Genomic DNA, 24,341 nt, shown 5'->3' with positions numbered 1-24,341 from the left:
GCCTTCTTCGCTGCTACTGCCTTTTTGGCGGGAGCGGCTTTCTTTGCCGGTGCTGCTGCCTTCTTGGCAGGTGCAGCCTTCTTCGCTGCTACAGGTTTTGCTGCTGCAGCTTTTTTCGCAGGGGCGGCCTTCTTGGCGGCCGGTTTTTTCGCAGTTGCCATCATGTTCTCCTTGGGTCAATTTGCAAAGAGCACTTCCTATCTGCTTTGGACAGGAAGCGATCCATGGGGATGGAAAAGAACTCCATCCCCATGAACACGGGAACGCCCCGCACGTCGGCGCTCTGCGGCGCTGTCTGTGCTGGGCGTGGTGTAAAAATCCATGGTGGTGTGATGCGAAAAGGCGCTAGTCCCAGGACAGCGCACCACCGGACTGGTATTCAATAACGCGGGTTTCGAAGAAGTTACGTTCCTTCTTCAAATCGATCATCTCGCTCATCCACGGGAACGGGTTCTCTTCGTTGGGGAACAGCGTCTCCAGCCCGATCTGCGTGGCACGGCGGTTGGCGATATAGCGCAGGTAACCCTTGAACATGGAGGCGTTCATGCCCAGCACGCCACGCGGCATGGTGTCTTCGGCGTAGCGGTACTCCAGCTCCACGGCCTTGAGGAACAGTGCCTTGATCTCGGCCTTGAACTCTGCCGTCCACAGGTGTGGGTTTTCCAGCTTGAGCTGGTTGATCAGGTCGATGCCGAAGTTGCAGTGCATCGACTCGTCGCGCAGGATGTATTGGTACTGCTCGGCAGCACCGGTCATTTTGTTCTGGCGGCCCAGCGCGAGGATCTGCGTGAAGCCGACGTAGAAGAACAGGCCTTCCATCAGGCAGGCAAACACGATCAGCGACTTGAGCAGTGTCTGGTCGGTTTCAAAAGTGCCGGTGTGGAAATTGGGGTCCATGATCGCCTCGATGAAGGGGATCAGGAACTCATCCTTGTCGCGGATCGACGCGACTTCCAGGTAGGCGCTGAAGATCTCGCCCTCGTCCAGGCCCAGCGACTCCACGATGTATTGGTAGGCGTGGGTGTGGATGGCTTCCTCAAATGCCTGGCGCAGCAAGAACTGGCGGCACTCGGGGGCTGTGATGTGGCGGTAGGTGCCCAACACGATGTTGTTGGCGGCCAGCGAATCGGCGGTGACGAAGAATCCGAGGTTGCGCTTGATGATGCGGCGCTCGTCTTCGGTCAGGCCGTTCGGATCCTTCCACAACGCGATGTCACGCGTCATGTTCACCTCTTGTGGCATCCAGTGGTTGGCGCAGGTGGCCAGGTATTTTTCCCAGGCCCACTTGTACTTGAACGGCACCAGTTGATTGACGTCAGTCTGGCCGTTGATGATGCGTTTGTCGGCAGCGTTGACACGGCGGTGCGTGGTTGCGGTAGGCGCTGCTTGCGGTGCTGCGGATGCAGTCATCGACGCGTGGACTTCTTGCAGGGAGGGGGTTTGGAAAGGCAAAGGCGGCTGTCCCGCCGGGTGGCTTTTGTTCAGTCCACCGTCCAGTTGATTTTGCGATGAGGGCTTGACTTCTTCGTCCCAGGTCAACATAGATTTTCCAGTGTTCGGATTATGAAAGCAGTGCTGCGAAAAGAAAAGCACTGAAGCGTTATGCAGCAACGATTTGTTGCTTCACAGCACATGCGCGATGCTGCGGAAGAGTCCGAAGCATCGCGCGCGAAGTTGCTTACTGGCAGGCTTCGCAGCCGGGATCGTCGATGGCGCAGAACTTCACATCGGTCGCAGGCACTGCGGCTGCTTGATGAGCGGCTGCAGTGGCGGCTGCATCCAGTGCGCTGGGCTTCGTTTGGGTAGACGCCGACGCAGCCGATGCACCGCCGTCATTGCCCGACGAAACAGCGTTGAGCTGGCGGGTGTTCACGGTGCTCATCTCCACGTGCGTGGCGCTTTGCGTACGCAGGTAATACGTGGTCTTGAGGCCGCGCACCCAGGCGAGTTTGTAGGTGTCGTCCAGCTTCTTGCCTGATGCACCTGCCATATAGATGTTCAGGCTTTGCGCCTGGTCGATCCACTTTTGGCGGCGCGATGCGGCCTCCACCAGCCACTGCGGCTCGACCTCGAAGGCAGTGGAGTACAGCGCCTTGATGTCTTGTGGCACGCGGTCGATGGGGTGCAGCGATCCCTTGAAGTGCTTGAGGTCCATGACCATCACGTCATCCCACAGACCCAGGCGCTTGAGGTCGCGCACCAGGCCGCCGTTGATCACGGTGAACTCGCCCGACAGGTTGGACTTGACCGACAGGTTGCCGAACGAGGGCTCGATCGAGGCGTCCACGCCGATGATGTTGGAGATGGTGGCCGTGGGAGCGATGGCGACGCAGTTCGAATTGCGCATGCCGTCCTGTGCAATCTTCTTGCGCAGGGCATCCCAGTCCAGCGTGGACGAGCGGTTCACTTCCACATAGCCGCCACGGGCCTCAGAGAGCATGTCCAGCGTGTCGAAAGGCAGGATGCCCCGGTCCCACAGCGAGCCCTTGTAGCTGGAGTACTTGCCGCGCTCCTTGGCCAGCTCGGTGGACGCCCAGTAGGCGTAGTAACAAATGGCTTCCATCGACTTGTCGGCAAACTCCACGGCCGCTTGCGAGGCGTAGGGAATGCGCAGTTCGTACAGGCTGTCCTGGAAGGCCATCACCCCCAGGCCTACGGGGCGGTGGCGCAGGTTTGAATCACGCGCCTTGGTGACGGCGTAGTAGTTGATGTCGATCACGTTGTCGAGCATGCGCATGGCGACCGTGATGGTCTTCTTGAGCTTGTCGTGGTCGATCTGGCCATTCTTGATGTGCTGCAGCAGGTTGACCGAGCCGAGGTTGCACACGGCGGTTTCGGTGTCGCTGGTGTTGAGCGTGATCTCAGTGCACAGGTTGGACGAGTGCACCACGCCAGCGTGCTGCTGGGGCGAGCGCACGTTGCAGGCATCCTTGAAGGTGATCCAGGGATGGCCGGTCTCGAACAGCATGGTCAGCATCTTGCGCCACATGTCGGTGGCCTGCACTGTTTTGGCGGGCTTGATCTCGCCGCGTGCAGCCTTTTCTTCGTAGGCCACATAGGCTTTCTCGAAGTCTGCGCCGAACAGGTCGTGCAGGTCAGGTACGTTGGAGGGCGAGAACAGCGTCCAGGTGCCTTTTTCCATCACACGGCGCATGAACAGGTCGGGGATCCAGTTGGCCGTGTTCATGTCGTGCGTGCGGCGGCGATCGTCGCCGGTGTTCTTGCGCAGTTCCAGGAACTCTTCGATGTCGAGGTGCCAGGTTTCCAGATAAGTGCAGACGGCGCCCTTGCGCTTGCCGCCCTGGTTCACAGCCACGGCCGTGTCGTTCACGACCTTCAGGAAGGGCACCACGCCTTGCGATTCGCCGTTTGTGCCCTTGATGTGCGAGCCCAGGGCGCGCACGCGGGTCCAGTCGTTGCCCAGGCCGCCCGCAAACTTGGACAGCAAGGCGTTTTCCTTGATGGATTCGTAGATGCCATCAAGGTCGTCGGGCACCGTGGTCAGGTAGCAACTGGACAGTTGCGAGCGCAGCGTGCCGCTGTTGAACAGCGTGGGCGTGCTTGACATGAAGTCGAAGGACGACAGCACTTCATAGAACTCGATGGCGCGGGCTTCACGGTCTGTCTCATTGAGCGCCAGGCCCATGGCCACGCGCATGAAGAAGGCCTGGGGCAGCTCGATGCGGGTCTTCTTGACGTGCAGGAAGTAGCGGTCATACAGGGTCTGCAGGCCGAGGTAGTCGAACTTCAGGTCGCGCTCGGCCTTGAGCGCACCGCCCAGGCGTTGCAGGTTGTATTGCAGCAGGCGCTCGTCCAGCAGTTCGTTGTCCACGCCCTTTTTGATGAACTGGGGGAAGTATTCCAGGTAGGCCTGGCCCATCTCGGCCTGGGTCACGTCCTTGTCCAGGACCTCGCGCACGATGGTGTGCAGCAGCAGGCGGGCGGTGGCGTAGGTGTAGTCAGGGTCCTTCTCGATCAGGGTGCGTGCCGCCAGAATAGATGCCTTGTAGACCTCGTCCATGGGCACGCCGTCGTACAGGTTGCGCATGGTTTCGGCCACGATGGGGTCGGCCTTCACGTCCGCGCCCAGGTTCACGCAGGCCGATTCGATCAGCGCCTGCAGGCGGCCCAGGTCCAGTGCGACGCGCTTGTCGCCGTCTATCACGTGCAGCAGCGGTGCAGATGGCACAGGGGCTTGCTGTTCGGCTTGGCGGGCGCGCTCCTGCGTGCGGCGCTCGCGGTAGAGCACATAGGCGCGGGCGACCTCGTGGTGGCTGCCGCGCATCAGGCCCAGTTCGACCTGGTCTTGCACGTCTTCGATATGGAAGGTGCCGCCGCCGGGGCGCGAACGTACCAGTGCTCGGGTGACGTTGTGGGTCAGTGTGTCAACCACTTCGCGAACACTGGCCGACGCTGCGCCCTGTGTTCCGTGCACGGCCAGAAAGGCCTTCATCATGGCGACCGCGATTTTTTGTGGTTCGAACGGCACCACGGCGCCATTGCGGCGAATGATCTGGTAGTGCGAAAACGAGTTGCTGGATGCCTCAGAAGTGGCTGGAGATGCGGAGGCATCTGCAGGGGCCGTGTGGGCGGTGGAAGGCGTGTTCAAAGCAGCTTGCATGGGTGTCCTCTTCTGTGGGCTGTCTGGGGTAGGCGGGCGGTATGAGAGCCGTCGCAGTGTGCGAGTGATGCGCCGGGCTTCGGTCTGGCGCACACTATATATGGTGTGTCACATGTGTTCAAGACACTACCGGTAGTGTACCGTCTGGGGCGGTCAAAAAAATCGAAACAGCATGTGTTAGGGCCGCAAAGATCGCCGAATGCCCCGGCGGGCAGCCCTTGCCAGTGCTGCGATTGGCATGGCAAACCACGTTATGGCGGGCGATGGCGGGGCATTTCCCTTGTCAGGCCGCGTGCTGCCTGGGGTCAGCATTTTGTGCAAATGCACATCAAAAAAAGAGGGTTGACGTGCCCGTGCGACAGACCCTCAGCGAACAGGCTGTGTGGCGGGACGGGTCTCCGATGGAAAACTTTGCAGAGGCCATCCCAGCGACCTTTGCAGGGCTGGCCAGTCGAATCCGGTGCCTGGATCTTGTTTGCGCCCTGGCGCGACGTGCTCATGCCCCGCCACATGCTCGATGGGGTAGCGCAGTGCAATGTCCTGGCACAGCCTGGTGAGTGTCTGGTACTGGGCGGTCTCGAAGTGGAGACCCTCCAGACCCTCCAGCTCGATGCCGATGGAATCGTCGTTGCACTGGGCACGGCCTCTGTAGAACGACTGCCCGGCATGCCAGGCGCGCAAGTCGCAATCCACGAACTGCCAGGCCAGCCCCGCGCGGTCGATGAAAAAATGGGCGGAAACCTCGAGGCCACGGATGCCCTGGTAATAGGGGTGTGCGTCCCAGTCCAGGGTGTTGGTGAACAGTTGCTGCACCGCGCCCGTGCCGTACTCGCCCGGCGGCAGGCTGATGGAGTGCACCACGATCAGATCGACGGCGTTTGCCGCTACCGGGCGCACGCCGTGGTTGGGTGATTCCAGTCTGCGGGCGGCGCGGTGCCAGCCTCCCGCCCATGGGGATGCGGGTACCGGCGCGGTGTCATCCGATGTCGTCATGCGGGTCCTGGTCGCTCGGAACGGCGATGTTCAGGCGGGCGATGCGGTAGCGTATCTGGCGCAGGCTGATGCCCAGCCGGGCAGCTGTGGCGGTGCGGTTGAATCCGGCCTCTTTCAGGGCGCGGACCAGTATCTCGCGCTCTTGCTGGTCCAGCCAGGCCTGCAGGTCGCTGGGCAGGGGCATGCAGGGCACTGCTGCGCCGGTCGTGGAGGTTGGCAGGGGGCTGGCTGGTGTATCGGCGGCGAAGCTGGGGGGCGGGGAGGTGCCTGCTGGCGGGGGCGCTACCGGGCGGGCCGTCGTCGGGTCTGCGGTCCCCGTGGGCCAGTCCACGTGCAGTTCTTCGCCATCACTGAGCGCCACCGCGCGGTGCAGCAGGTTCTCCAGCTCCCGCACGTTGCCCGTCAAAGGGTGGGCCGCAATCGCGTTCAGAGCACGCTCGGTGAGGGCTGGCACGGGCATGCCGGATTCCTGGGCAATGCGCGACAGCAGCGCCGTGCACAGGGCGGGCAAGTCCTCGCGCCGCTCGCGCAGCGGGGGGATCACGATCTCGATCACGTTGAGCCGGTAGTACAGGTCCTGCCGGAATCGGCCCGACTGCACATCGGCCGCGAGGTCTCGGTGGGTGGCGCTCACGATGCGCACATCCACGGTTTCTTCCTGGGTAGAGCCCAGGGGGCGCACGCTGCGCTCCTGGATGGATCGCAGCAGCTTGGACTGCATGGCCAAGGGCAGGTCGCCGATCTCGTCCAGAAACAAGGTGCCCCCGCGTGCGGCTTGAAAATACCCGTCGCGGTCCTGGGTCGCGCCGGTGTAGGAGCCCTTGCGGGCGCCAAAAAATTCGGCTTCGAGCAGGTTCTCGGGGATCGCGCCGCAATTCACAGCCACCAGGGGGCCGTCGGCGCGCTGGCTGCTGGCATGCAGGGCTTGGGCCACGAGTTCCTTGCCCGTGCCGGACTCACCATGTATGAGCACGGGCGCCATGCCCCGCGAGACCTTGGTCACGCGTTGCTTGACGTTGCGGATGGCTTCGGATTCACCCACCAGCCTGTCCAGGGCCGGACTGGCCCCCATGTGTTCTGCGGCAGCGGGAGCCGTGGCGGCTTGCCGGTGCTGACCTGTGCTGCGCGAAGCACGCGGCGCGGGGACGCCCCCGGAGCCCTGCACGGCCGAGGCCACCACCGACCGGAACTGCTTGAGATCCACCGGCTTGGTCAGGTAGTCGAACGCGCCAGAGCGCAGCGCCTCGACCGCGTTTTCTGCGGAGCCGTAAGCGGTCATGACCACACAGCGCTCGCGGCGTTGCTGTTCGCGCAGGTCTTGCAGCAACTCCATGCCAAAGCCGTCGGGCAGGCGCATGTCGGTGATCACGGCATCAAAGCGATGGGCCTTGAGCTGGTCGCGCGCCTCCTGCACCGTGGATGCCGTCTCCACGCGATAACCTTCGCGCAGCAGGGTGAGCTCGTACAGGGTGCGCAGGTCGGGTTCGTCGTCAACGACCAGGATGGAAGCAGCGGGTGCGTTCATGTCAGTGCAGTTCTTCAGACCACGATGGTGTCAAACAGCGTGGCAGTGTCGGTGGGGCGGGTGGTGCGGCGAAAGCCCACGGTGAACGCGTTGCCACCGGTCTCGCCCCGCAGTGTGCCGCGATTGATGCGCTGGTAGCCGATGGACGCCCCGTGGCGCTGGCACAGTTCGCGGCAAATATAAAGGCCCAGGCCGCTGGAGCGGCTTTCGGACGAGAAGAAGGGCTCGAACAGGTGGCGCTCCACGGATTTGTCCATGGGTGCGCCGTCGCTCCAAACTTGCAGGTTGACCTGGCCTGTGAGCGTGATGCGCGTGGCGACGCACAGGGAGTCGGGTTCCGTCCCCCGGTAGCGCAAGGCGTTGTCCAGCAGGTTCACGAGCACGCGGCGCAGGTGTTCGGCGTCGAACTCCACCTGGGTGGCATGGGAGTCGAGTGTCACCACCCCACCGCGCTGGGCGGGGTCCTGGGCCTGCCAGTCGGCCCATATCTGGGCGACGGTTTCGTCTAACTGCACAGTGGACGCGGGTGCGTGGCTGATCTGGTGCTGCACGCGCGCGATGTCCAGCACTTCTTCTGCGATGCGGGCCAGCCGGTCGGCGTTTTGCTGGACCATGTGCGCCAGGCGTTTTTGTGCCGGGTCGTGCAGGTCTTCCTCCAGCAGTGCGTTGGCCTGCACGATGGCGGCCAGGGGGTTGCGGATTTCATGGGCCACGGCGGCGGACATGCGGCCCATGGCGGCGAGTTTTTCGGTGCGCAGGCGGGCCTCCATCTCGCGCAGGTCGTGCAGGAACATCACACACAGCCGCTCGGCATGGGTCTGGAGCGCGGCCTCTCGGGTGGAGGTGAGCCAGGTGCGCACGCGCAGGCCGGTCGGGCTTTGGCCGGGGTGCAGCAGGTCGATGTCTGCTGTCTGGGGCTGTTCATGGCGAAAGGTGCGCCGGGCCAGCATGGTCAGGGGAGACCAAGGCGGGGCCGCCTGCAGGTCAAAGGGCAACTCGGGCGGTGTGCCGCCGCCCAGCAGCTGCAGCCCGGCCGGGTTGGCCATGCGGACCATGTCGTTCTCGTCCACCACCAGCACGCCGTCGGCCAGGTTCTGGATGACCAGGGCGCTGACCTGGGCCTGCACGCGGGCCGCGACCTGGCTTTGTTGCGCCACTTCCTGCTCGCGTGTCAGGCGGGTGGCCAACTGGTGCACCAGGTAGCTCACGATGAAATAGCCGGTGCCCGTGAGCGCGCTTTGCAGGTAGCGCTGTGCGTCGTCGCCGCCCGTGTGCCGGCCCGACCACCAGGCCCAGCCCAGCAGCAGGAGGGTCACGGCCGCCGTGGTGCCCAGCGCGAGTGTGAGCGTGCCCAGCACCGCTGCCATCAGGATCGGCAGGCCGAACAGCGGCGTGTAGTTCATGGTGCCTGCGTGCAGCAACTGCAATGCCGTGATGGCAGCAAGGTCGATGCCGACGGAGGGCAGCCACTGGGGGCCTGCCCCCTGTGCGGGCGGCCCATGCCGGGCCAACACACGCAGGGCCACGGTGGCCGCCAGGTAGGCGACGCACACCATCAGCACCGTGGGCTCGGTGAGCTGGTTGATGATCTGCCCGGCGCCCTGCAAAACCAGCAGGGTCAGCGCCACCATGACGCGGCCGGTCAGGAACCCGCGCCACAGGCGTACGAAGGGGGCATCCACCGAGGGCGTGTTTGCAGACTGGGTTGGCATGGCTCAGGCCGGGCCCGACTGCCGGTGTTCCGTGCAGCAGTAGGCCTGGTTGCCGAGCATCACGGCCTCTGCCTTCGGAATGTGCACGCCGCAGTGCGCGCAGGCCAGCATGTCTTGCGGCAGCGCAAGCGGCGGGGACTTCGATGGCTTGGGTGCCGCATCTTCCTCAGTGCGGCGGCTGCGCCAGATGCCGATGGCGACCGCCAGGACGACGAACAGGACTAGATATTTCATGTGCTGCGGCCCAGAACGACTTCCAGAACAAACCGCGAGCCCACATAGGCCAGCAGCAGCAGGGTGGCCCCGGCATACAGCATGCGCACCGCGTTGCGCCCACGCCAGCCAAAGCGCACGCGGCCCAACAGCAAGGCGGCAAACGTCAGCCACGACAGCATTGAGAAAATGGCCTTGTGGTCCCAGCGCCAGGAGCGGCCATACAGCGTCTCGCCAAACAGCCACCCGGCCAGCAACGTGGCCGTCAGCAGCACAAAGCCAGCGGTCACGAAGCGGAAGGTCAGCCGCTCCAGGGTGAGCAGCGGGATGCCGCTGTGGGGGTCTTCCGCCTGGCGGATATGGCGTTCGGCGCGTGTCATGAGCCAGGCATGCACCACGGCTGCGGCAAACAGGCCATAGCAAGCAATGCCCAGAGCCAGGTGCAGCGGCAGCCAGGCCGACGCCGCTACATGCAGGGGCTGCCCCGGAAAGAGCAGCGCCAGCACGATGGTCGCGGCGCCCAGGCCCGCCAGCACCCAGCGGGACTGCATCTGCGGGAACAGTTGCCGCTCGACCGCATACACCGTGAGCACCAGCCAGGCGGTCATCGACAAGGCGGGCGCGAAGCCGAAGCGGGGCGTGTCGCCCCACAGGCCCCACACCAGCGCCGCGCCGTGCAGCACCCAGGCTATCAACAGTGCGTTGCGGGCCGCCGTGGCCCCCAGCCGTGAGGCGGCGGCAGCGGGCACGGCGTATGCCACGGCAGCGGCCAGGGCCAGCAGCCAGCTGACAGGGGAGGCACTGGGTAAAATCATGGCTGACAGTTTAGCCTTTCGCCCCACCGCCAGCGCCCTGGCGGGCCTGCGCGCGCAACGACAGCGTTGACGGCGCGCAGGCAACACCGGAACTTCTCCTATGGCCTCCGCCCTTACCGACAAACTCACGCGCCTCGTCAAGGAGATGCGTGGCCAGGCCCGCATCACCGAATCCAACGTGCAGGACATGCTGCGCGAGGTGCGCATGGCCCTGCTCGAAGCCGACGTGGCCCTGCCCGTCGTGCGCGACTTCATCGCCCGCGTCAAGGAAAAGGCCCTGGGCCAGGACGTGCTGGGCTCGCTCAAGCCCGGCCAGACCCTGGTCTCCATCGTCAACCGCGAACTCGCCGCCACCATGGGCGAGGGCGTGTCCGACATCAACCTGGCCGCCCAGCCGCCCGCCGTCATCCTCATGGCCGGCCTGCAGGGCGCGGGCAAAACCACCACCACGGCCAAGCTGGCCAAGCACCTGATCGAAAAGCGCAAGAAAAAGGTGCTGACCGTGTCGGGCGACGTGTACCGCCCCGCCGCCATCGAGCAGCTCAAGACCGTCACAAAGCAGGCAGGCGCCGAGTGGTTCCCCAGCACCCCGGATCAGAAACCGCTTGACATTGCCCACGCCGCGCTCGACTACGCCAGAAAGCACTACTTCGACGTGCTGCTGGTCGATACGGCGGGCCGCCTGGCCATCGATGAGGCCTTGATGAAGGAAATCAAGGACCTGCATGCCGCGCTGAAGCCGGTCGAAACCCTGTTCGTGGTCGATGCCATGCAAGGCCAGGATGCGATCAACACCGCCAAGGCCTTCAAGGAGGCTTTGCCACTCACGGGCATCGTCCTGACCAAGCTTGACGGCGACTCGCGCGGCGGCGCTGCGCTGTCGGTGCGGCAGATCACCGGTGCGCCCATCAAGTTCGCGGGTGTCTCCGAGAAGATCGACGGGCTGGAGGTGTTCGACGCCGAGCGCCACGCGGGCCGCATCCTGGGCATGGGCGACATCGTGGCGCTGGTGGAGCAGGTTACGGCGGGCGTGGACATCGAGGCCGCTCAGAAGCTCGCCGCCAAGGTCAAGAGCGGCGACGGCTTTGACCTGAACGACTTCCTCTCTCAAATCCAGCAGATGAAGCAGATGGGGGGGCTGTCCAGCCTGATGGACAAGCTGCCCTCTCAGCTCACGGCCAAGGCGGGCGCCATGGACATGGACAAGGCCGAAAAGGACATCAAGCGCAAGGAGGGCATCATCCAGAGCATGACGCCGCTGGAGCGCCGCAAACCCGAACTCATCAAGGCCACCCGCAAGAAGCGCATCGCGGGCGGCGCGGGCGTGCATGTGCAAGAGGTCAACCGCCTGCTCAAGGAGTTCGAGCAGATGCAGGGCATGATGAAAAAGATGAAGGGCGGCGGCCTGATGAAGATGATGAAGAAGATGGGTGGCATGAAGGGCATGGGCGGTGGTGGTATGCCCAAGATGCCCTTCTGACCTGCGTTGTCTGTAAATTAATAGCTGTTTTGGAGTCTGGCGCTTGAAGGATAAGCGCTAGTAGCTATCAATTTGATAGTTTTTAGAACTCCAGATTGTCAATCAACCGCGTGCTGCCCAGCCGCGCAGCCCCCAGCGCCACCAGTGTGCCCGCCGCATCGCCGCTTGTGGCTGGCTGCAGGTCGGCGCGGCGGCGCACGGTGAGGTAGTCGGGTGCCCAGCCCCTGGCGCGCAGGGCTTCCAGGGCCTGCGGCTCCAAGCTTGTGCGGGCATCGGGTTGTGCCAGCCACTGCTGGGCGAGTTGCTTCAAAGCCTGTGACAGGGCCACGGCCTCTTGGCGTTCTTCCTGGCTGAGGTAGCCGTTGCGGGAGCTCAGCGCCAGGCCGTCGGCCGCACGGCTGGTCTCGCCCGCAACGACCTCAATAGGCAGCGCAAACTGCTGCACCATGTGGCGGATCACCATGAGCTGCTGGTAGTCCTTCTTGCCAAACACGGCGGTGCCGCCGCTCTGGCCCAGCACGCAGGCAAACAGCTTCATCACCACCGTGCTCACGCCCACGAAGAAGCCGGGGCGGAAATGGCCTTCGAGCATGTCGGCAAGCTGTGGGTCGGGGTGCACCTTGTAGGTCTGGGGCTGTGGGTACAGGTCGGCCTCGCGCGGTGCAAACAGCACGTCGCAGCCTGCGGCCTGCAGTTGAGCGCAATCGGCCTCCCAGGTGCGGGGGTAGCTGTCAAAGTCCTCGTGCGGCAGAAACTGCAGGCGGTTCACAAAAATGCTGGCCACCGTCGCGTCGCCCAGGGGCTTGGCCTGGCGCACCAGGGCGATGTGCCCGTCGTGCAGGTTGCCCATGGTGGGCACGAAGGCCGGGCGGCGGTAAGGGGCCAGGGCCTGGCGCAGTTCGGCAAGGGAGTGGGCGATCAGCATTGGGATAAGGAGAGTCTGTTGAAAAATTCGATGGCGCCAGTTACCAGGCGTGCTGGGCGTTGTCCGGAAAACGCCCCTGCTTGACGGCCTGCACATAGGCTTCCATGGCGCCGCGCACGCTGCCCGCGTCCTGCATGAAGTTGTGCACGAACTTCGGCATCTTTCCGAGGTTCATGCCCAGCATGTCGTGCAACACCAGCACCTGGCCGGCCGTGCCGTTGCCCGCGCCGATGCCGATGGTGTGGCAGTGCGGCAGCTCGGCCGTGAGCTCGGCTGCCAGTGCGGCAGGCACCATCTCCAGCACCAGCATGGCGGCGCCTGCGTTCTGCAGCTCGTGCGCCTCCTTGCGCAGGGTGCGGGCCGCTTCGTCGGTTTTGCCCTGCACGCGGTAGCCGCCCAGGGCGTGCACTGTTTGTGGCGTGAGGCCCAGGTGGGCGCACACGGGTACGCCGCGCTGCACCAGAAATTCCACCGTGGGCGCTGTCCAGCCGCCGCCTTCGAGCTTGACCATGTGCGCACCCGCCTGCATCAGCACGCAGGCGCTGCGCAACGCCTGCTCGCGGCTTTCTGCATAGGTGCCGTAGGGCAGGTCGGCCACCAGCCAGGCCGTGCCCTGCACGCGGTGCAGGCCGCGCGCCACGCTGGCCGTGTGGTAGGCCATGGTGTCGAGCTGTACGCCCACCGTGCTGGGCAGCCCCTGGCAGACCATGCCCAGCGAATCGCCCACCAAAATACATTCCACCCCCGCCGCATCGGCCACGGCGGCAAACGTGGCGTCGTAGGCGGTGAGCATGGTGATTTTTTCGCCCGCCTCGCGCATTTGCGACAGGCGCGGCAGGCTCACGGGGCGGCGTTGCGGAAGGGGCGACGCGGGCGGCAGTGTGCCGTAAGGCGTGGCGGAAACAGTGCTGGTGGCAGTCATGGGGACTCCATGGGCAAAAAAATTGCCGCGAGTCTATGCGACCAATACTGGGTGTACTTATCGGTTGTGGGTGGGTGCGCAGGCACTGGGGTGCCGCCTGTGGCTTTTGCGTTCCCGGTATGCTCGCGGCCCATGACAGCAGCGTTTCACTCCGCGAACACCCCGATGAAAGAATCCGATGTGACCGCCCTGGCCCAGGCTGACGTGGCCCGTGCCTTGGCTGAAGACGTGGGCGGCGGCGACCTCACCGCCCGCCTGATCGACCCCGCCCGCCGCGCCCGCGCCCGCATCCTGGCGCGCGAGTCCGCCGTGATCTGCGGCGCCCCCTGGGCTGAAGCCGCCCTGCGCGCGCTCGACCCCACTGTGTTGATCACCTGGCATGTGGCCGAGGGCCAGCGCTGCGCGCCCGATCAGGTGGTGCTGGAGCTGGAAGGCAATGCCCGCGCGCTGCTCTCCGCCGAGCGCACGGCGCTCAACTTTCTGCAACTGTTGTCGGCCGTGGCCACCAAGACCCGCACTTACGTGGACGTGGTGGCTGGCACCCGCGCCCAGATCGTGGACACCCGCAAGACCTTGCCCGGCCTGCGCCTGGCGCAAAAATACGCCGTGCGCGTGGGTGGCGGCACCAACCACCGCATCGGCCTGCACGATGCCGTGCTCATCAAAGAGAACCACATTGCCGCCGCCGGTGGCGTGACGGCGGTGCTGCGCGCGGCCGAACCCGTGGCGGCGCAAGCCCAGTTCATCGAGATCGAAGTGGAAACGCTGGAGCAGTTGACCGAGGCGCTCAACGCTGGCGCCAAGATGGTGCTGCTGGACAACATGCCCTTGGCCACCCTGCGCGAAGCCGTGCGCATCAACGCGGGCCGGGCCGTGCTGGAAATCTCGGGCGGCGTCACGCTCGACGGTCTGCGCGCGCTGGCTGAAACCGGGGTGGACCGCATCTCCATCGGCACGCTGACCAAGGACGTGAAGGCCACTGATTTTTCCATGCGCCTGCAGGAGCTGTCATGACCGCCACTGCCGTGCTGAACCGCATCGACGTGGAGTATGAGCAGCCGCTCGATACCGAGGAGGGCGCCGTCTGCTCCACCAAATACGCCTGGGCGCGTGTGCCGCGCGAGCCCTCGCAGCCCGAGCGCGCCGCGCTCAAGGACAAGATTCGCCGCTTGCTGAAAGAGAAAAACGCGGTGATGGTGTCGCACTACTACGTGCACCCCGACCTGCAGGACCTGGCCGAGGAAACCGGCGGCCTCGTGAGCGATTCGCTGGAGATGGCCCGCTTTGGCCGCGACCACGCTGCGCAAACCCTGGTGGTGAGCGGCGTGCGTTTCATGGGCGAGACGGCCAAAATTTTGAGCCCAGAAAAGACGGTGCTCATGCCCGATCTGGACGCCACCTGCTCGCTCGACCTGGGCTGCCCGGTGGAGGAATTCAGCGCGTTCTGCGATGCCCACCCCGACCGCACCGTGGTGGTCTATGCCAACACCAGCGCCGCAGTGAAGGCGCGCGCCGATTGGCTCGTCACGTCGAGCTGTGCGCTCGACATCGTGGGCGCGCTCAAGGCGGCAGGCCAAAAAATTCTGTGGGCACCCGACCGCCACCTGGGCGCCTACATCCAGCGTGAGACGGGCGCCGACATGGTGTTCTGGAACGGCGCCTGCATCGTGCACGACGAGTTCAAGGCCTTTGAGCTGGAGGCGCTGAAAAAAGAGCACCCCAAGGCCAAGGTGCTGGTCCACCCTGAAAGCCCCGCCGACGTGGTGGCCCTGGCCGATGCCGTGGGCTCCACCAGCGCCATCCTGAAAGCCGCGCGCGAGATGGATGCGCAGGAATTCATCGTTGCCACCGACAACGGCATGATGCACAAGCTGCGCAAGCTCAACCCCGGCAAGGTGTTTTACGAAGCGCCCACCGCTGGCAACAGCGCCACCTGCAAGAGCTGCGCACATTGCCCCTGGATGGCGATGAACGGCCTGGCCGACGTAGCGCGGGTGCTGGAGACCGGCGCCAACGCCATCCATGTGGACCCAGCACTCATCCCGCGCGCACGCCAGCCGATTGACCGCATGCTGGCTTTCACCGCGGCGCTCAAGAACGGGAAACCCGTTGCGGGGCTGGTGCCGAATATCGGCGCTGCTTGAATTTTTTGCTTCATTATTGATAGCTGCTAGCGCTTGATGAATAAGCGCTAGAGCCTGTTTTTCTTTGAATTCCCGCATCGACTTCACCCAGCCGCTGAGCCCCGGTGCCCCGCGCCTGCGCCACGCCTTTGGCGCGCCGCGCGAAGTGATAGTGGCCCATGCGCTGCCAGAGGTGCGTGGCGTGCTCGACGCCGTGCATGCGGCCGCGCAGCAAGGCCGCTGGTGTGTGGGCCATGTGCGTTACGAGGCGGCGGCTGCGTTCGATACGGCACTGCAAACCCATGCGGCCGACGGCCCGCTGGCCTGGTTTGCGGTGTACGACGCGCCCCTGCCTTGGCCAGAAAACGATGACGGCACGGCGGCAGAAAACCCTGCGCGGGTGGTGTGGACCGACAGCCCCGACCGCGCGCAATTCGACGCCGCGCTGGCGCAGATTCAGCGGGCGATTGCGGCGGGCGAGCTGTACCAGGTCAACCACACAGCGCCCATCCACGGCACGCTGCAGGGCTCGGCCCAGGCCCTGTTTGCCGCGCTGCTGCGCGCCCAGCCCGGCGGGTATGCGGCGCACATCGATGCCGGGGGCGAGCAGGTGTTGTCGGTGTCGCCCGAGTTGTTCTTTGACTGGAAAGACGCGCCCGAGGGCGGCCACATCCTGGCCCGCCCCATGAAGGGCACGGCCCCGCGTGGCGCCACGCCCGCGCAGGATGTGGCCAACGCCGAGCACCTGCGCACGGCGCCCAAGGAGCGGGCCGAGAACGTGATGATCGTGGACCTGCTGCGCAACGACGTGTCACGCATCGCACTGCCCCACAGCGTGCGTGTGCCCGCGCTGTTTGCTACGCAGGCCCTGCCCACGGTGTGGCAGATGACCTCGGACGTGACGGCCCGCACGCGGCCTGGCACCACGTTGACCGATGTGTTTGCAGCGCTGTTCCCCTGCGGCTCGGTCACCGGGGCGCCCAAGGTGCGCGCCATGCAGATGGTCCACACGCTGGAGGGCGCGCCGCGCGGTGTTTACTGCGGCGCCGTGGGCGTGGTGCGCCCGGCGGGCCCGCCCGGTGCGCAGGGTTTGTATGCCGTGGCCGCCACCTTCAACGTGCCCATCCGCACCGTGGTGCTGCGCCCAGAGGGGGGCTTGACCCACGCTACCTGCGGCATCGGCAGCGGCATCACCTCTGGCGCGCTGGCTGATGCCGAGTGGAGCGAGTGGCAGCACAAGCGTGCGTTTGTCGAGCGCGCCAGCCAACCCTTTGACTTGCTCGAAACCCTGGCGCTGGACGCGGGCACCTTCCGGCACCTGGCCGATCACCTGGCGCGCCTGCAGTCGGCGGCGGTGCACTTTGGCGTGCCCTGGGATGCGGCGACGGTATCGCAATGCCTGCAGGCCTTGGCTGCAGAGCATGTATCGGGCGCGTGGCGTGTGCGCCTGCTGCTGGGCGCCACGGGCACGCCCTGTGCCGAGGCTTTTGCCCTGCAGCCTACGCAGGAGCCCGTGCGCCTGCAACTGGCCTCGGGTCCGTTGCTAGAGGCCCACAGCGAATTTGTGCGCTACAAAACCACACACCGCGCGCATTACGCGGCGTTTGCGCCCACCACGCCCGGCGTGTTCGACACGGTGCTGTGGAACGGGGCGGGCGAGATCACCGAGAGCACCTTTGGCAACATCGCGGCGCTCATCGACGGGCGGTGGGTAACGCCGCCGCTGGCCTGCGGCCTGCTGCCCGGCGTGGGCCGCGCGGTGGCGCTGCGAGAAGGCCGGGTGGTGGAGGCGGTGCTGCGCGTGGCCGATGTGCCCCGTGTGCAGGGCTGGGCCTTCATCAATAGCCTGCGTGGGTGGCTGCCAGCGACAATGGATTTGAGTAAAAAAGGCCTCTAGCGCTTATATATCAAGCGCTAATAGCTATTAAATTAATAGCAAATGTTCAAAGCCGTTCTTTCACGTAAGACGGCCGGTCCATGTCCACGATCTCCACGCTCAACTGCACCAACACGCCCTTTGGCTGGGGCGTGCGCTCGCGCAGCACGGCGGCGATGCGTTCGGACAGTTCCTTCTTGGCCTCGGGCGTGCGGCCCGACAGCAGGCGCAACTGCGCATGCACAAAGGCGCGCTGGGCCGGGGCGGTACCGATCTCGAAGCTGTCGGCCACGATGAAGCGGGTTTTCAGATCGGCCTCATCCTGCACCTCGGGGTGGGCGCACAGCGTGGCGTTGAGGGCGGTCAGGGTCTCTGCCTCGGGGTAGTGGGGCAGGTTGGCCGAGTATTCGATGGTGAGATGGGGCATGAAACGTCTCGCTGTAAAGAGGGCTGGGTGGCGTCAAACCGAACCCGGGCCGTTGATGTTACCGCCGTGGGCTGCCGCCAGTGTGTGCAGCGCGTTGACCAGTTGCTCCACATCCGCAGCGGTGTGTGCGGCCGACAGCGCGATGCGCAGCCGGGCCGTGCCTGCGGGCACCGTGGGCGGGCGGATGGCGGGCACCCACAGGCCTTGGGCGCGCAGGCCGTCCATCACGGCCAGGGCGGCTTCGTTGCTGCCGATCACCAGCGCCTGCACGGGGGTGGTGGAAGGCAACAGGTACCAGCCCAGCGCTTCTGGCAGGTGGGCCAGTCCAGTGCGCAATTGGGTGATGAGGGCTGCGAGGTGCGCACGCCGGTCATCGGCTGCCGCCATGAGCTGCAGGCTTTGCCGCAGCGCGCTGGCCAGCAGCGGTGGCGCGGCGGTGGCAAAGATGTAGGTGCGCGTTTTTTGCAGCAGCCATTCGATGAGCGCGGCATCACCCGCCACAAACGCGCCTGCCACGCCCGCGGCCTTGCCCAGCGTGGCCATGTACAGCACGCGGCGCGAGGCCGCGGCACCCGTCAGGCCCGCCTGCGCGAGGCTGCCGCGCCCCTGGGGGCCGAGCACGCCAAAGCCATGGGCGTCGTCGAGCAGCAGCAGCGCGTCGTAGCGCTCGCACAGCGCGAGCAGGGCGGGGATGTCGATGAGGTCGCCGTCCATGCTGAACACGGCGTCGCTGATCACAAGCTTGCGCCGTGCGGGACTGGCGGCGAGTTGCGCCTGTAGCGTGGCCAGGTCGGCATGCGGGTAGCGGTGAATGGTGGCGCGTGACAGGCGGGCGCCGTCGATCAGGCAGGCGTGGTTGAGCGCATCGGAGAACAATGCATCGCCTTCGCCTACCAGCGCGGGGATGATGCCGGTGTTGGTGGCGTAGCCCGCGTAGAAGTACAGCGCGCGGGGCAGTTGCACGTAGGCGGCCAGTTCGTGCTCCAGCGCGTCGTTGGCGGCGCTGTGGCCGCTGACCAGGGGCGAGCCGCCCGAACCCACGCCGAAGGTGCGCGTGGCCTCGCGCGCGGCCTCGGCCAGCGCGGGGTGGCTGGCCAGGCCCAGGTAGTCGTTGCTGCAAAAGGCCAGCATGGGCTGGCCGTCCACCAAGAGGCGCGCGCCCCCGGCGGGTTGCACCACGCGGCGGCGGCGCAGCAGGTGGGCGCGCTCAATATCGGCCAGGCGGGCCGGAATCTCGTCGAGCCAGGAGGGCGAATTCGATGACTTGGGGGCTGTGGATGAGAGAGTCATAGCCAATCGGCGGGCAGCTCAAAAATCAGTTGCCCCGGCTCGGGCAGCTCCTGGTAGGGCACATCGGCCAGCAGTGGGGCGCCCAGCCGCGCGTTCAGGTAGGCGATGTTTTCGTCCACTGCATCCATGTCGGGGTCGATGTGGTTGGCGACCCAGCCCACCAGCGTGAGGCCGCGCGCGCGGATGGCCTCTGCTGTGAGCAGTGCGTGGTTCAGGCAGCCCAGGCGCAGGCCCACCACCAGCACCACGGGCAGGGCCAGGGCCTGGGCGAGGTCGGCGCCGGTCTGGGTGTCGGTGAGCGGCACCAGAAAGCCGCCCGCGCCTTCCACTACCACGGCATCGGCCTGGGCGGCCAGCGTCTGGTAGCTGCGCACGATGGTGTCGATGTCGATCTGCACGCCCGCACGCGCCGCCGCAATGTGGGGCGAGAGCGGGTCGGGCAGGAGGATGGGGTTGTCCAGCGCGGCGGGCACGGCCAGGGTGGAGGCCGCGCGCAGGGCGATGGCGTCTTCGCAGGCCCAGTCATCGCCCCAGGGCACCAGGCCGGCAGCCACGGGCTTCATGCCCACCACGCGCTGGTGGTGGGGCGCCAGAGCGTGCAGCAAACCAGCGGACACCAGCGTTTTGCCGACGTTCGTGTCGGTGCCGGTCACAAAACATCCAATCATCGGTTTTCCTCCTCCTGCAGGGTGGCGTTCAACGCATCGAGTGCGCCACTGGCCAGGCAGTGCACGGCCTCGTCGTCGAGCACGTAGGGCAGCATGGCGTACAGCGTGTTTCCAATGGGGCGCAGCACCAGGCCGCGTGCCATGGCGTGCTGGTGGTAGCGGCGGGCGAAGTCGGGCAACGCGGTGTCCACGTCCCAGGCCCAGATCATTCCGAGCTGCCGTGCGTGGCGCACACGGGGGTGGTGGGTGAGGGGCGCGCAGGCGGTGTTGATGCGCTGCGCCAGTGTCACATTGGCATTCAGGGCATCCAACTGTTCGAACAGCTCCAGCGTGGCCAGTGCGGCGCGGCAGGCCAGCGGGTTGCCGGTGTACGAGTGCGAATGCAGAAAACCCCGCGCCACGTCGTCGTCGTAGAACGCGGCGTACACCGCACCGGTGGTCAGCACGGCCGACAGCGGCAGCGTACCGCCGGTGAGGCCTTTCGAGAGGCAGATGAAGTCCGGCCGAATGCCCGCCTGCTGGTGCGCGAACATCGTGCCCGTGCGGCCAAAGCCCACGGCGATTTCATCCACCACCAGGTGCACCTCGTAGCGGCTGCACAGTGCGCGGGCCAGGCGCAGGTATTCGGGGTCGTGCATCGCCATGCCTGCGGCGCACTGCACCAGGGGCTCGACGATGAGTGCGGCCGTGGTTTCGTGGTGTTCGGCCAGCCAGGTTTCCAGCGCGGCGGCGGCGCGCCGGGCCACATCCTGCGCGGTCTCGCCCGGCGCTGCGCCGCGTGTATCGGGGCTGGGCACGGTGTCGGCCAGGCGCACCAGCGGGGCATAGGCCTCGCGGAAGATCGCTATGTCGGTCACGGCCAGCGCGCCCACGGTCTCGCCGTGGTAGCCACCCGCCAGGCCCACAAAGCGGCTTTTGACGGGGCGGCCGGTGTTGCGCCAGTAGTGCGCACTCATCTTGAGCGCGATTTCGGTGGCAGCAGCGCCGTCGCTGCCGTAGAACGCGTGGCCCAGGCCGGTGAGTGCGCCTAGGCGCTCCGATAGTTCGACCACCGGCGCATGCGTGAAGCCCGCCAGCATCACATGGTCCAGCCGTGTGAGCTGGTCGGTGAGTGCCGCCTGAATGTGCGGATGGCTGTGGCCAAACAGGTTGACCCACCAGGAGCTGATGGCGTCGAGATACCGCTTCCCGTCGGTGTCGTAGAGCCACGGACCTTGCGCACGGGCAATGGCCACGGGCGGTTGGGCCTCGTGCCGCTTCATCTGCGTGCAGGGGTGCCACACGCTGGCGAGGCTGCGGGCCACCAGGGCGTCGTGTGGAAGGTGCGCGGGTGAGGTCATTCGGTTTTGCGTTCAATCATTCAATGCCGTTCGGGCTGAGCCTGCCTGTCCTGAGCGCGTCGAAGGGGCGAAGCCCTGCGCGGCGCTTCGACAAGCTCAGCGTGAACGGTTTTTTTGATGGCCAACGGGTCATAGTGCCTGGGTGGGCACCGCGTGGCGCAGCTCCGTCTGGCGGTTGTTGTCGTCCACAAACACCAGCTGGGGCTGGTGTGTGGGCACCTGGTCCTCATGCACCTGGGCGAAGGCCGCGATGATGATGAGGTCGCCCGCAGAGGCCCGGCGCGCGGCCGAGCCGTTGACCGAGATCATGCCGCTGCCGCGCTGGCCCTTGATGGCGTAGGTGACGAAGCGCTCGCCGTTGTTGATGTTCCAGATGTGGATCTGCTCGTTTTCGGCGATATTGGCCGCGTCAAGCAGGTCTTCGTCGATGGCGCAGGAGCCTTCATAGTGCAGCTCGCACTGGGTCACGGCCACGCGGTGGATCTTGGATTTGAGCAGGGTGCGGAACATCGGGCTTCCTTGAATGAAGTCTGTGAAATGGGGGCCTGCCGAAGGCAGGAAAAATGGGCCGAGGTCAGGGCTGCGGGAGGTCCAGCACGCAGCTGTCGCCCAGCGCCTCGCGCCACACGCGCACACGGCTCACGCTGGTGCGCAGGTCTGCGGGCAGGGCCTGGGCGATGAAGAGGCAGAGGTTTTCGAGCGTGGGCGTACCCAGGCCGGGCACGTCGTCGAGCATGTGGTGGTCCAGCTGCTCACGCACCACGGCCAGGCCCTGGCGCAGCAGGCCCAGGTCCAGCACCATGCCGGTGGCGGCGTTGCGTGGGCCGGTCAGGGAGACTTCGGCGTGATAGGTGTGGCCATGCACGCGGCGGCTGCCTTCGGCCTCGATCTCGCGGCGCAGGGTGTGGGCGGCGTCGAAGAAAAACCGCTGGGAGATGGTGAACAACATAGGACGAAAAAGGCTTAGCGGATACCGGTGAGCTTGTGGGTCTGCAGGCTTAGGCGCCATGCGGGGTGTGCCATGCAGGCGTTGATGCAGGTGGCGGTGTTTTGGCGCTGCAAGGGGCCGTCCATGGGCTGCAGAAAACGGTGGGCAAACTGCGTGCCTTGCTCCAGCGCCTGCAGGTCAAAGCCCGGTTGGGGCCACACGAGCTTCAGCTCTTGCCCGCTGCGCTGCACCCACGGGGCGCCTGCCTTGGGGCTGATGCACAGCCAGTCAATGCCCTCGGGGGCTGCAACGGTGCCGTTGCTTTCGACGGCGATGCGGAACTGCTGCGCGTGCAGCGCGTCGATGAGCGCCGTATCGACCTGCAGCAAGGGCTCGCCACCGGTCAGCACTACCAGGCGGTGGCCCGCGCCTGCAGGCCATTGCGCTGCGATGCGGTCGGCCAGGGCCGTGGCCGTTTCGAACTTGCCGCCCAGCGTGCCGTCGGTGCCCACAAAGTCGGTGTCGCAGAACTGGCAGACGGCTTGGGCACGGTCTTGCTCGCGGCCCGTCCAGAGGTTGCAGCCTGCAAAGCGGCAGAACACGGAGGGCGTGCCCGCCTGGCCGCCTTCGCCCTGTAGGGTGTAGAAAATTTCTTTGACGCTGTAGGTCATCGGGGCACTGGTGGGACTAAAAGTGTGGGTGCGGCGGGCGCGGCCATCTCGGGGTAGTCGCGGCTGTAGTGCAGGCCCCGGCTTTCGCGGCGCAATTGCGCGCTTTTCACGATCAGGTCGGCCACCTGCACCAGGTTGCGCAGCTCCAGCAGGTCGCGCGTGACGTGGAAGTGCGCATAGAACTCCTCAATTTCGCCCTGCAGCATGGCGATGCGGTGGGCGGCGCGCTCCAGCCGCTTGTTGGTACGCACGATGCCCACGTAGTCCCACATGAAGCGGCGCAGCTCGTCCCAGTTGTGCGAGATGACGACGGATTCGTCGGCGTCGGTGACGCGGCTGTCGTCCCAGGCGGGCACGGTGGGCAGTGCTGACGTGGGCGCTGCCGCAATGGCCTGCGCTGCGGCGCGTGCGAACACCATACATTCGAGCAGCGAGTTGCTGGCCAGCCGGTTGGCGCCGTGCAGGCCGGTGCAGGCCACCTCGCCCACGGCGTACAGGCCCGGCAGGTCGGTGCGGCCCGCCAGGTCGGTCAGCACGCCGCCGCAGGTGAAGTGGGCGGTGGGCACCACCGGAATGGGCTCTTTGGTGATGTCGATGCCCAGCGCGGCGCAGTGCGCGAGGATGTTGGGGAAATGTTCCTGCAAAAACGCGGGGCTCTGGTGCGAGATGTCGAGGTGCACGCAGTCCAGGCCGTGTTTTTTCATCTCGAAGTCGATGGCGCGGGCCACCACGTCGCGCGGGGCCAGTTCGGCGCGCGGGTCGTGGTCGAGCATGAAGCGGGTGCCGCCCGCCGATGGCGGCAGCAGCAGCCTGCCGCCTTCGCCGCGCACGGCTTCGCTGATGAGGAAGGATTTTTCGTGTGGGTGGTACAGGCCCGTGGGGTGGAACTGGATGAACTCCATGTTCGCCACGCGGCAGCCCGCGCGCCAGGCGGCGGCAATGCCGTCGCCCGTGGCGGTGTCGGGGTTGGTGGTGTACAGGTACACCTTGCCCGCGCCGCCCGTGGCCAGAATGGTTTGCGGGGCGCGGAAGGTCACCACAGAGTCGGTGTCGCTGTCGAGCGCGTACAGGCCCAGGCAGCGGTTGCCGGGCAGGCCCAGCTTGCGTGTGGTGATCAGGTCCACCAGCGTGTGCTGCTCGAACAAGGTGATGCCGGGCGTGCTGCGCACCACGTCGATCAGCGTGCGCTGCACGGCCGCGCCGGTGGCGTCGGTCACATGGGCAATGCGGCGCGCGCTGTGGCCGCCTTCGCGGGTGAGGTGCAACTGGTCGCCTTCGAGCGTGAAGGGCACGCCCAGCTCGCGCAGCCAGGCGATCGAGGCGGGTGCGTTCTCCACCACGAAGCGCGTGGTGGCCAGGTCGCACAGGCCCGCACCCGCCACCAGCGTGTCTTCGATGTGCGCGGCAAAGCTGTCGTCGTCGGCCAGCACGGCGGCAATGCCGCCCTGGGCCCAGCCGCTCGATCCATCTTGCAGCGTGCGCTTGGTGATGACGGCCACGCGGTGCGTGGGGGCCAGGTGCAGGGCCGCCGAGAGGCCTGCGAGGCCGCTGCCTACGATGAGGACGTCGAAGTCGTGGGATGCCATGGCTTGTGTGTGAGGGGTGTGAAGGGCCACGGCCACCGGCCAGGGCGGTGAACAAAGGACCGCACTAGGCGGGCGTGTAAGCCAGGCGCACGTAGATGGGGGCGAAGGCTTCGGCCTGGGTGATCTCGATCAGCGTCTCTTTGGCCAGCTCGAGCAGCGCGATGAAGGTGACCACCAGCACGGTGCTGCCTTTTTCGGGCTCGAAGAGTTCTTCAAACTCCACAAA

22 protein-coding genes are annotated in these 24,341 nt (G+C 65.8%); 4 read left to right on the top strand and 18 right to left on the bottom strand.

Annotated elements, in window-relative coordinates; all coding sequences use genetic code 11:
- Window positions 1–345 precede the first annotated feature (345 nt).
- The 7 genes from Q0105_RS03770 to ccsA form a co-directional block, all read right to left on the bottom strand.
- Complete coding sequence (locus Q0105_RS03770; protein WP_298208907.1) at window positions 346–1,542, bottom strand: ribonucleotide-diphosphate reductase subunit beta; 1,197 nt, start codon at window positions 1,540–1,542, stop codon at window positions 346–348.
- 136 nt (window positions 1,543–1,678) lie between these two features.
- Complete coding sequence (locus tag Q0105_RS03765) at window positions 1,679–4,621, bottom strand: ribonucleoside-diphosphate reductase subunit alpha (RefSeq protein WP_298208906.1); 2,943 nt, start codon at window positions 4,619–4,621, stop codon at window positions 1,679–1,681.
- Between the two features lie 366 nt (window positions 4,622–4,987).
- On the bottom strand, window positions 4,988–5,614 hold the full coding sequence (gene ampD, locus Q0105_RS03760) for a 1,6-anhydro-N-acetylmuramyl-L-alanine amidase AmpD (RefSeq protein ID WP_298208905.1): 627 nt from the start codon (window positions 5,612–5,614) through the stop codon (window positions 4,988–4,990).
- Window positions 5,598–7,139 (bottom strand): sigma-54 dependent transcriptional regulator, encoded by a 1,542-nt coding sequence (locus Q0105_RS03755; RefSeq protein WP_298208903.1) that lies wholly within the window; start codon window positions 7,137–7,139, stop codon window positions 5,598–5,600. The genes ampD and Q0105_RS03755 overlap by 17 nt, the downstream gene beginning before the upstream one ends.
- A 14-nt stretch (window positions 7,140–7,153) precedes the next feature.
- Window positions 7,154–8,851 carry a PAS domain-containing sensor histidine kinase gene (locus Q0105_RS03750; protein ID WP_298208902.1) on the bottom strand — a complete coding sequence of 566 codons (1,698 nt, stop codon included), beginning with the start codon at window positions 8,849–8,851 and terminating at the stop codon, window positions 7,154–7,156.
- Between the two features lie 3 nt (window positions 8,852–8,854).
- Complete coding sequence (locus tag Q0105_RS03745) at window positions 8,855–9,085, bottom strand: PP0621 family protein (protein WP_298208901.1); 231 nt, start codon at window positions 9,083–9,085, stop codon at window positions 8,855–8,857.
- The gene (ccsA, locus tag Q0105_RS03740) at window positions 9,082–9,879 is read right to left on the bottom strand and encodes a cytochrome c biogenesis protein CcsA (RefSeq protein ID WP_298208898.1); all 798 of its coding nucleotides are present in this window, start codon (window positions 9,877–9,879) and stop codon (window positions 9,082–9,084) included. The genes Q0105_RS03745 and ccsA overlap by 4 nt, the downstream gene beginning before the upstream one ends.
- A 100-nt stretch (window positions 9,880–9,979) precedes the next feature.
- Between ccsA and ffh the strand changes: the two genes are divergently transcribed.
- Complete coding sequence (gene ffh / locus Q0105_RS03735) at window positions 9,980–11,359, top strand: signal recognition particle protein (RefSeq protein WP_298208896.1); 1,380 nt, start codon at window positions 9,980–9,982, stop codon at window positions 11,357–11,359.
- Window positions 11,360–11,441: 82 nt separating this feature from the next.
- Here ffh and panC read toward each other — a convergent pair whose 3' ends face one another.
- Both panC and panB read right to left on the bottom strand, forming a co-directional pair.
- Entirely contained in the window at window positions 11,442–12,284 is an 843-nt protein-coding gene (gene panC, locus Q0105_RS03730; RefSeq protein WP_298208894.1) for a pantoate--beta-alanine ligase, read from the bottom strand.
- A gap of 40 nt (window positions 12,285–12,324) precedes the next feature.
- Window positions 12,325–13,206, bottom strand: coding sequence for a 3-methyl-2-oxobutanoate hydroxymethyltransferase (gene panB, locus Q0105_RS03725; protein WP_298208893.1), 882 nt, complete (start codon window positions 13,204–13,206; stop codon window positions 12,325–12,327).
- Window positions 13,207–13,371: 165 nt separating this feature from the next.
- Between panB and nadC the strand changes: the two genes are divergently transcribed.
- The 3 genes from nadC (at window position 13,372) to Q0105_RS03710 (ending at window position 17,226) form a co-directional block, all read left to right on the top strand.
- Window positions 13,372–14,220 (top strand): carboxylating nicotinate-nucleotide diphosphorylase, encoded by an 849-nt coding sequence (gene nadC / locus Q0105_RS03720; protein ID WP_298208891.1) that lies wholly within the window; start codon window positions 13,372–13,374, stop codon window positions 14,218–14,220.
- Window positions 14,217–15,350 carry a quinolinate synthase NadA gene (nadA, locus tag Q0105_RS03715; protein ID WP_298208889.1) on the top strand — a complete coding sequence of 378 codons (1,134 nt, stop codon included), beginning with the start codon at window positions 14,217–14,219 and terminating at the stop codon, window positions 15,348–15,350. Before nadC ends, nadA begins: the two co-directional genes overlap by 4 nt.
- A gap of 64 nt (window positions 15,351–15,414) precedes the next feature.
- Complete coding sequence (locus tag Q0105_RS03710) at window positions 15,415–17,226, top strand: chorismate-binding protein (RefSeq protein WP_298208886.1); 1,812 nt, start codon at window positions 15,415–15,417, stop codon at window positions 17,224–17,226.
- A gap of 46 nt (window positions 17,227–17,272) precedes the next feature.
- Here Q0105_RS03710 and Q0105_RS03705 read toward each other — a convergent pair whose 3' ends face one another.
- The 9 genes from Q0105_RS03705 to Q0105_RS03665 form a co-directional block, all read right to left on the bottom strand.
- On the bottom strand, window positions 17,273–17,632 hold the full coding sequence (locus Q0105_RS03705) for a 5-carboxymethyl-2-hydroxymuconate Delta-isomerase (protein ID WP_298208884.1): 360 nt from the start codon (window positions 17,630–17,632) through the stop codon (window positions 17,273–17,275).
- Between the two features lie 33 nt (window positions 17,633–17,665).
- A complete protein-coding gene (bioF, locus tag Q0105_RS03700) occupies window positions 17,666–18,922 on the bottom strand; it encodes an 8-amino-7-oxononanoate synthase (protein WP_298208882.1) in 1,257 nt (418 codons plus the stop codon).
- Window positions 18,919–19,590, bottom strand: coding sequence for a dethiobiotin synthase (gene bioD / locus Q0105_RS03695; RefSeq protein ID WP_298208879.1), 672 nt, complete (start codon window positions 19,588–19,590; stop codon window positions 18,919–18,921). Before bioD ends, bioF begins: the two co-directional genes overlap by 4 nt.
- A complete protein-coding gene (gene bioA / locus Q0105_RS03690) occupies window positions 19,587–20,930 on the bottom strand; it encodes an adenosylmethionine--8-amino-7-oxononanoate transaminase (protein ID WP_298208877.1) in 1,344 nt (447 codons plus the stop codon). Before bioA ends, bioD begins: the two co-directional genes overlap by 4 nt.
- A gap of 129 nt (window positions 20,931–21,059) precedes the next feature.
- On the bottom strand, window positions 21,060–21,440 hold the full coding sequence (gene panD / locus Q0105_RS03685; protein WP_298208875.1) for an aspartate 1-decarboxylase: 381 nt from the start codon (window positions 21,438–21,440) through the stop codon (window positions 21,060–21,062).
- A 64-nt stretch (window positions 21,441–21,504) separates the two neighbouring features.
- Complete coding sequence (locus tag Q0105_RS03680; RefSeq protein WP_298208873.1) at window positions 21,505–21,879, bottom strand: 6-carboxytetrahydropterin synthase; 375 nt, start codon at window positions 21,877–21,879, stop codon at window positions 21,505–21,507.
- 14 nt (window positions 21,880–21,893) lie between these two features.
- Window positions 21,894–22,529 (bottom strand): 7-carboxy-7-deazaguanine synthase, encoded by a 636-nt coding sequence (gene queE / locus Q0105_RS03675; protein ID WP_298208871.1) that lies wholly within the window; start codon window positions 22,527–22,529, stop codon window positions 21,894–21,896.
- Window positions 22,526–24,115 carry an L-aspartate oxidase gene (gene nadB, locus Q0105_RS03670; RefSeq protein ID WP_298208869.1) on the bottom strand — a complete coding sequence of 530 codons (1,590 nt, stop codon included), beginning with the start codon at window positions 24,113–24,115 and terminating at the stop codon, window positions 22,526–22,528. Before nadB ends, queE begins: the two co-directional genes overlap by 4 nt.
- Before the next feature lie 64 nt (window positions 24,116–24,179).
- Window positions 24,180–24,341 (bottom strand): segregation/condensation protein A (locus Q0105_RS03665; protein ID WP_298208908.1); only part of this gene is annotated, 162 nt, incomplete at its 5' end.

This window comes from Acidovorax sp. (assembly GCF_027492855.1).
In the GTDB taxonomy this organism is placed as follows: domain Bacteria; phylum Pseudomonadota; class Gammaproteobacteria; order Burkholderiales; family Burkholderiaceae_C; genus Acidovorax.
Note: the sequence above shows the minus strand (reverse complement) of the source record. Positions and strands in the feature narration are given on the sequence as shown.

Bases quoted from the DNA above. Each gene is read 5' to 3' on its own strand.
- Q0105_RS03755 (WP_298208903.1), bottom strand. From the start codon at position 7,139: ATGAACGCACCCGCTGCTTCCATCCTGGTCGTTGACGACGAACCCGAC.
- bioA (WP_298208877.1), bottom strand. From the start codon at position 20,930: ATGACCTCACCCGCGCACCTTCCACACGACGCCCTGGTGGCCCGCAGC.
- nadC (WP_298208891.1), top strand. From the start codon at position 13,372: ATGAAAGAATCCGATGTGACCGCCCTGGCCCAGGCTGACGTGGCCCGT.
- Q0105_RS03770 (WP_298208907.1), bottom strand. From the start codon at position 1,542: ATGTTGACCTGGGACGAAGAAGTCAAGCCCTCATCGCAAAATCAACTG.
- ampD (WP_298208905.1), bottom strand. From the start codon at position 5,614: ATGACGACATCGGATGACACCGCGCCGGTACCCGCATCCCCATGGGCG.
- Q0105_RS03750 (WP_298208902.1), bottom strand. From the start codon at position 8,851: ATGCCAACCCAGTCTGCAAACACGCCCTCGGTGGATGCCCCCTTCGTA.
- bioF (WP_298208882.1), bottom strand. From the start codon at position 18,922: ATGACTCTCTCATCCACAGCCCCCAAGTCATCGAATTCGCCCTCCTGG.
- bioD (WP_298208879.1), bottom strand. From the start codon at position 19,590: ATGATTGGATGTTTTGTGACCGGCACCGACACGAACGTCGGCAAAACG.
- Q0105_RS03680 (WP_298208873.1), bottom strand. From the start codon at position 21,879: ATGTTGTTCACCATCTCCCAGCGGTTTTTCTTCGACGCCGCCCACACC.
- panB (WP_298208893.1), bottom strand. From the start codon at position 13,206: ATGACTGCCACCAGCACTGTTTCCGCCACGCCTTACGGCACACTGCCG.
- queE (WP_298208871.1), bottom strand. From the start codon at position 22,529: ATGACCTACAGCGTCAAAGAAATTTTCTACACCCTACAGGGCGAAGGC.
- Q0105_RS03705 (WP_298208884.1), bottom strand. From the start codon at position 17,632: ATGCCCCATCTCACCATCGAATACTCGGCCAACCTGCCCCACTACCCC.
- ccsA (WP_298208898.1), bottom strand. From the start codon at position 9,879: ATGATTTTACCCAGTGCCTCCCCTGTCAGCTGGCTGCTGGCCCTGGCC.
- Q0105_RS03745 (WP_298208901.1), bottom strand. From the start codon at position 9,085: ATGAAATATCTAGTCCTGTTCGTCGTCCTGGCGGTCGCCATCGGCATC.
- panC (WP_298208894.1), bottom strand. From the start codon at position 12,284: ATGCTGATCGCCCACTCCCTTGCCGAACTGCGCCAGGCCCTGGCCCCT.
- nadB (WP_298208869.1), bottom strand. From the start codon at position 24,115: ATGGCATCCCACGACTTCGACGTCCTCATCGTAGGCAGCGGCCTCGCA.
- nadA (WP_298208889.1), top strand. From the start codon at position 14,217: ATGACCGCCACTGCCGTGCTGAACCGCATCGACGTGGAGTATGAGCAG.
- panD (WP_298208875.1), bottom strand. From the start codon at position 21,440: ATGTTCCGCACCCTGCTCAAATCCAAGATCCACCGCGTGGCCGTGACC.
- ffh (WP_298208896.1), top strand. From the start codon at position 9,980: ATGGCCTCCGCCCTTACCGACAAACTCACGCGCCTCGTCAAGGAGATG.
- Q0105_RS03765 (WP_298208906.1), bottom strand. From the start codon at position 4,621: ATGCAAGCTGCTTTGAACACGCCTTCCACCGCCCACACGGCCCCTGCA.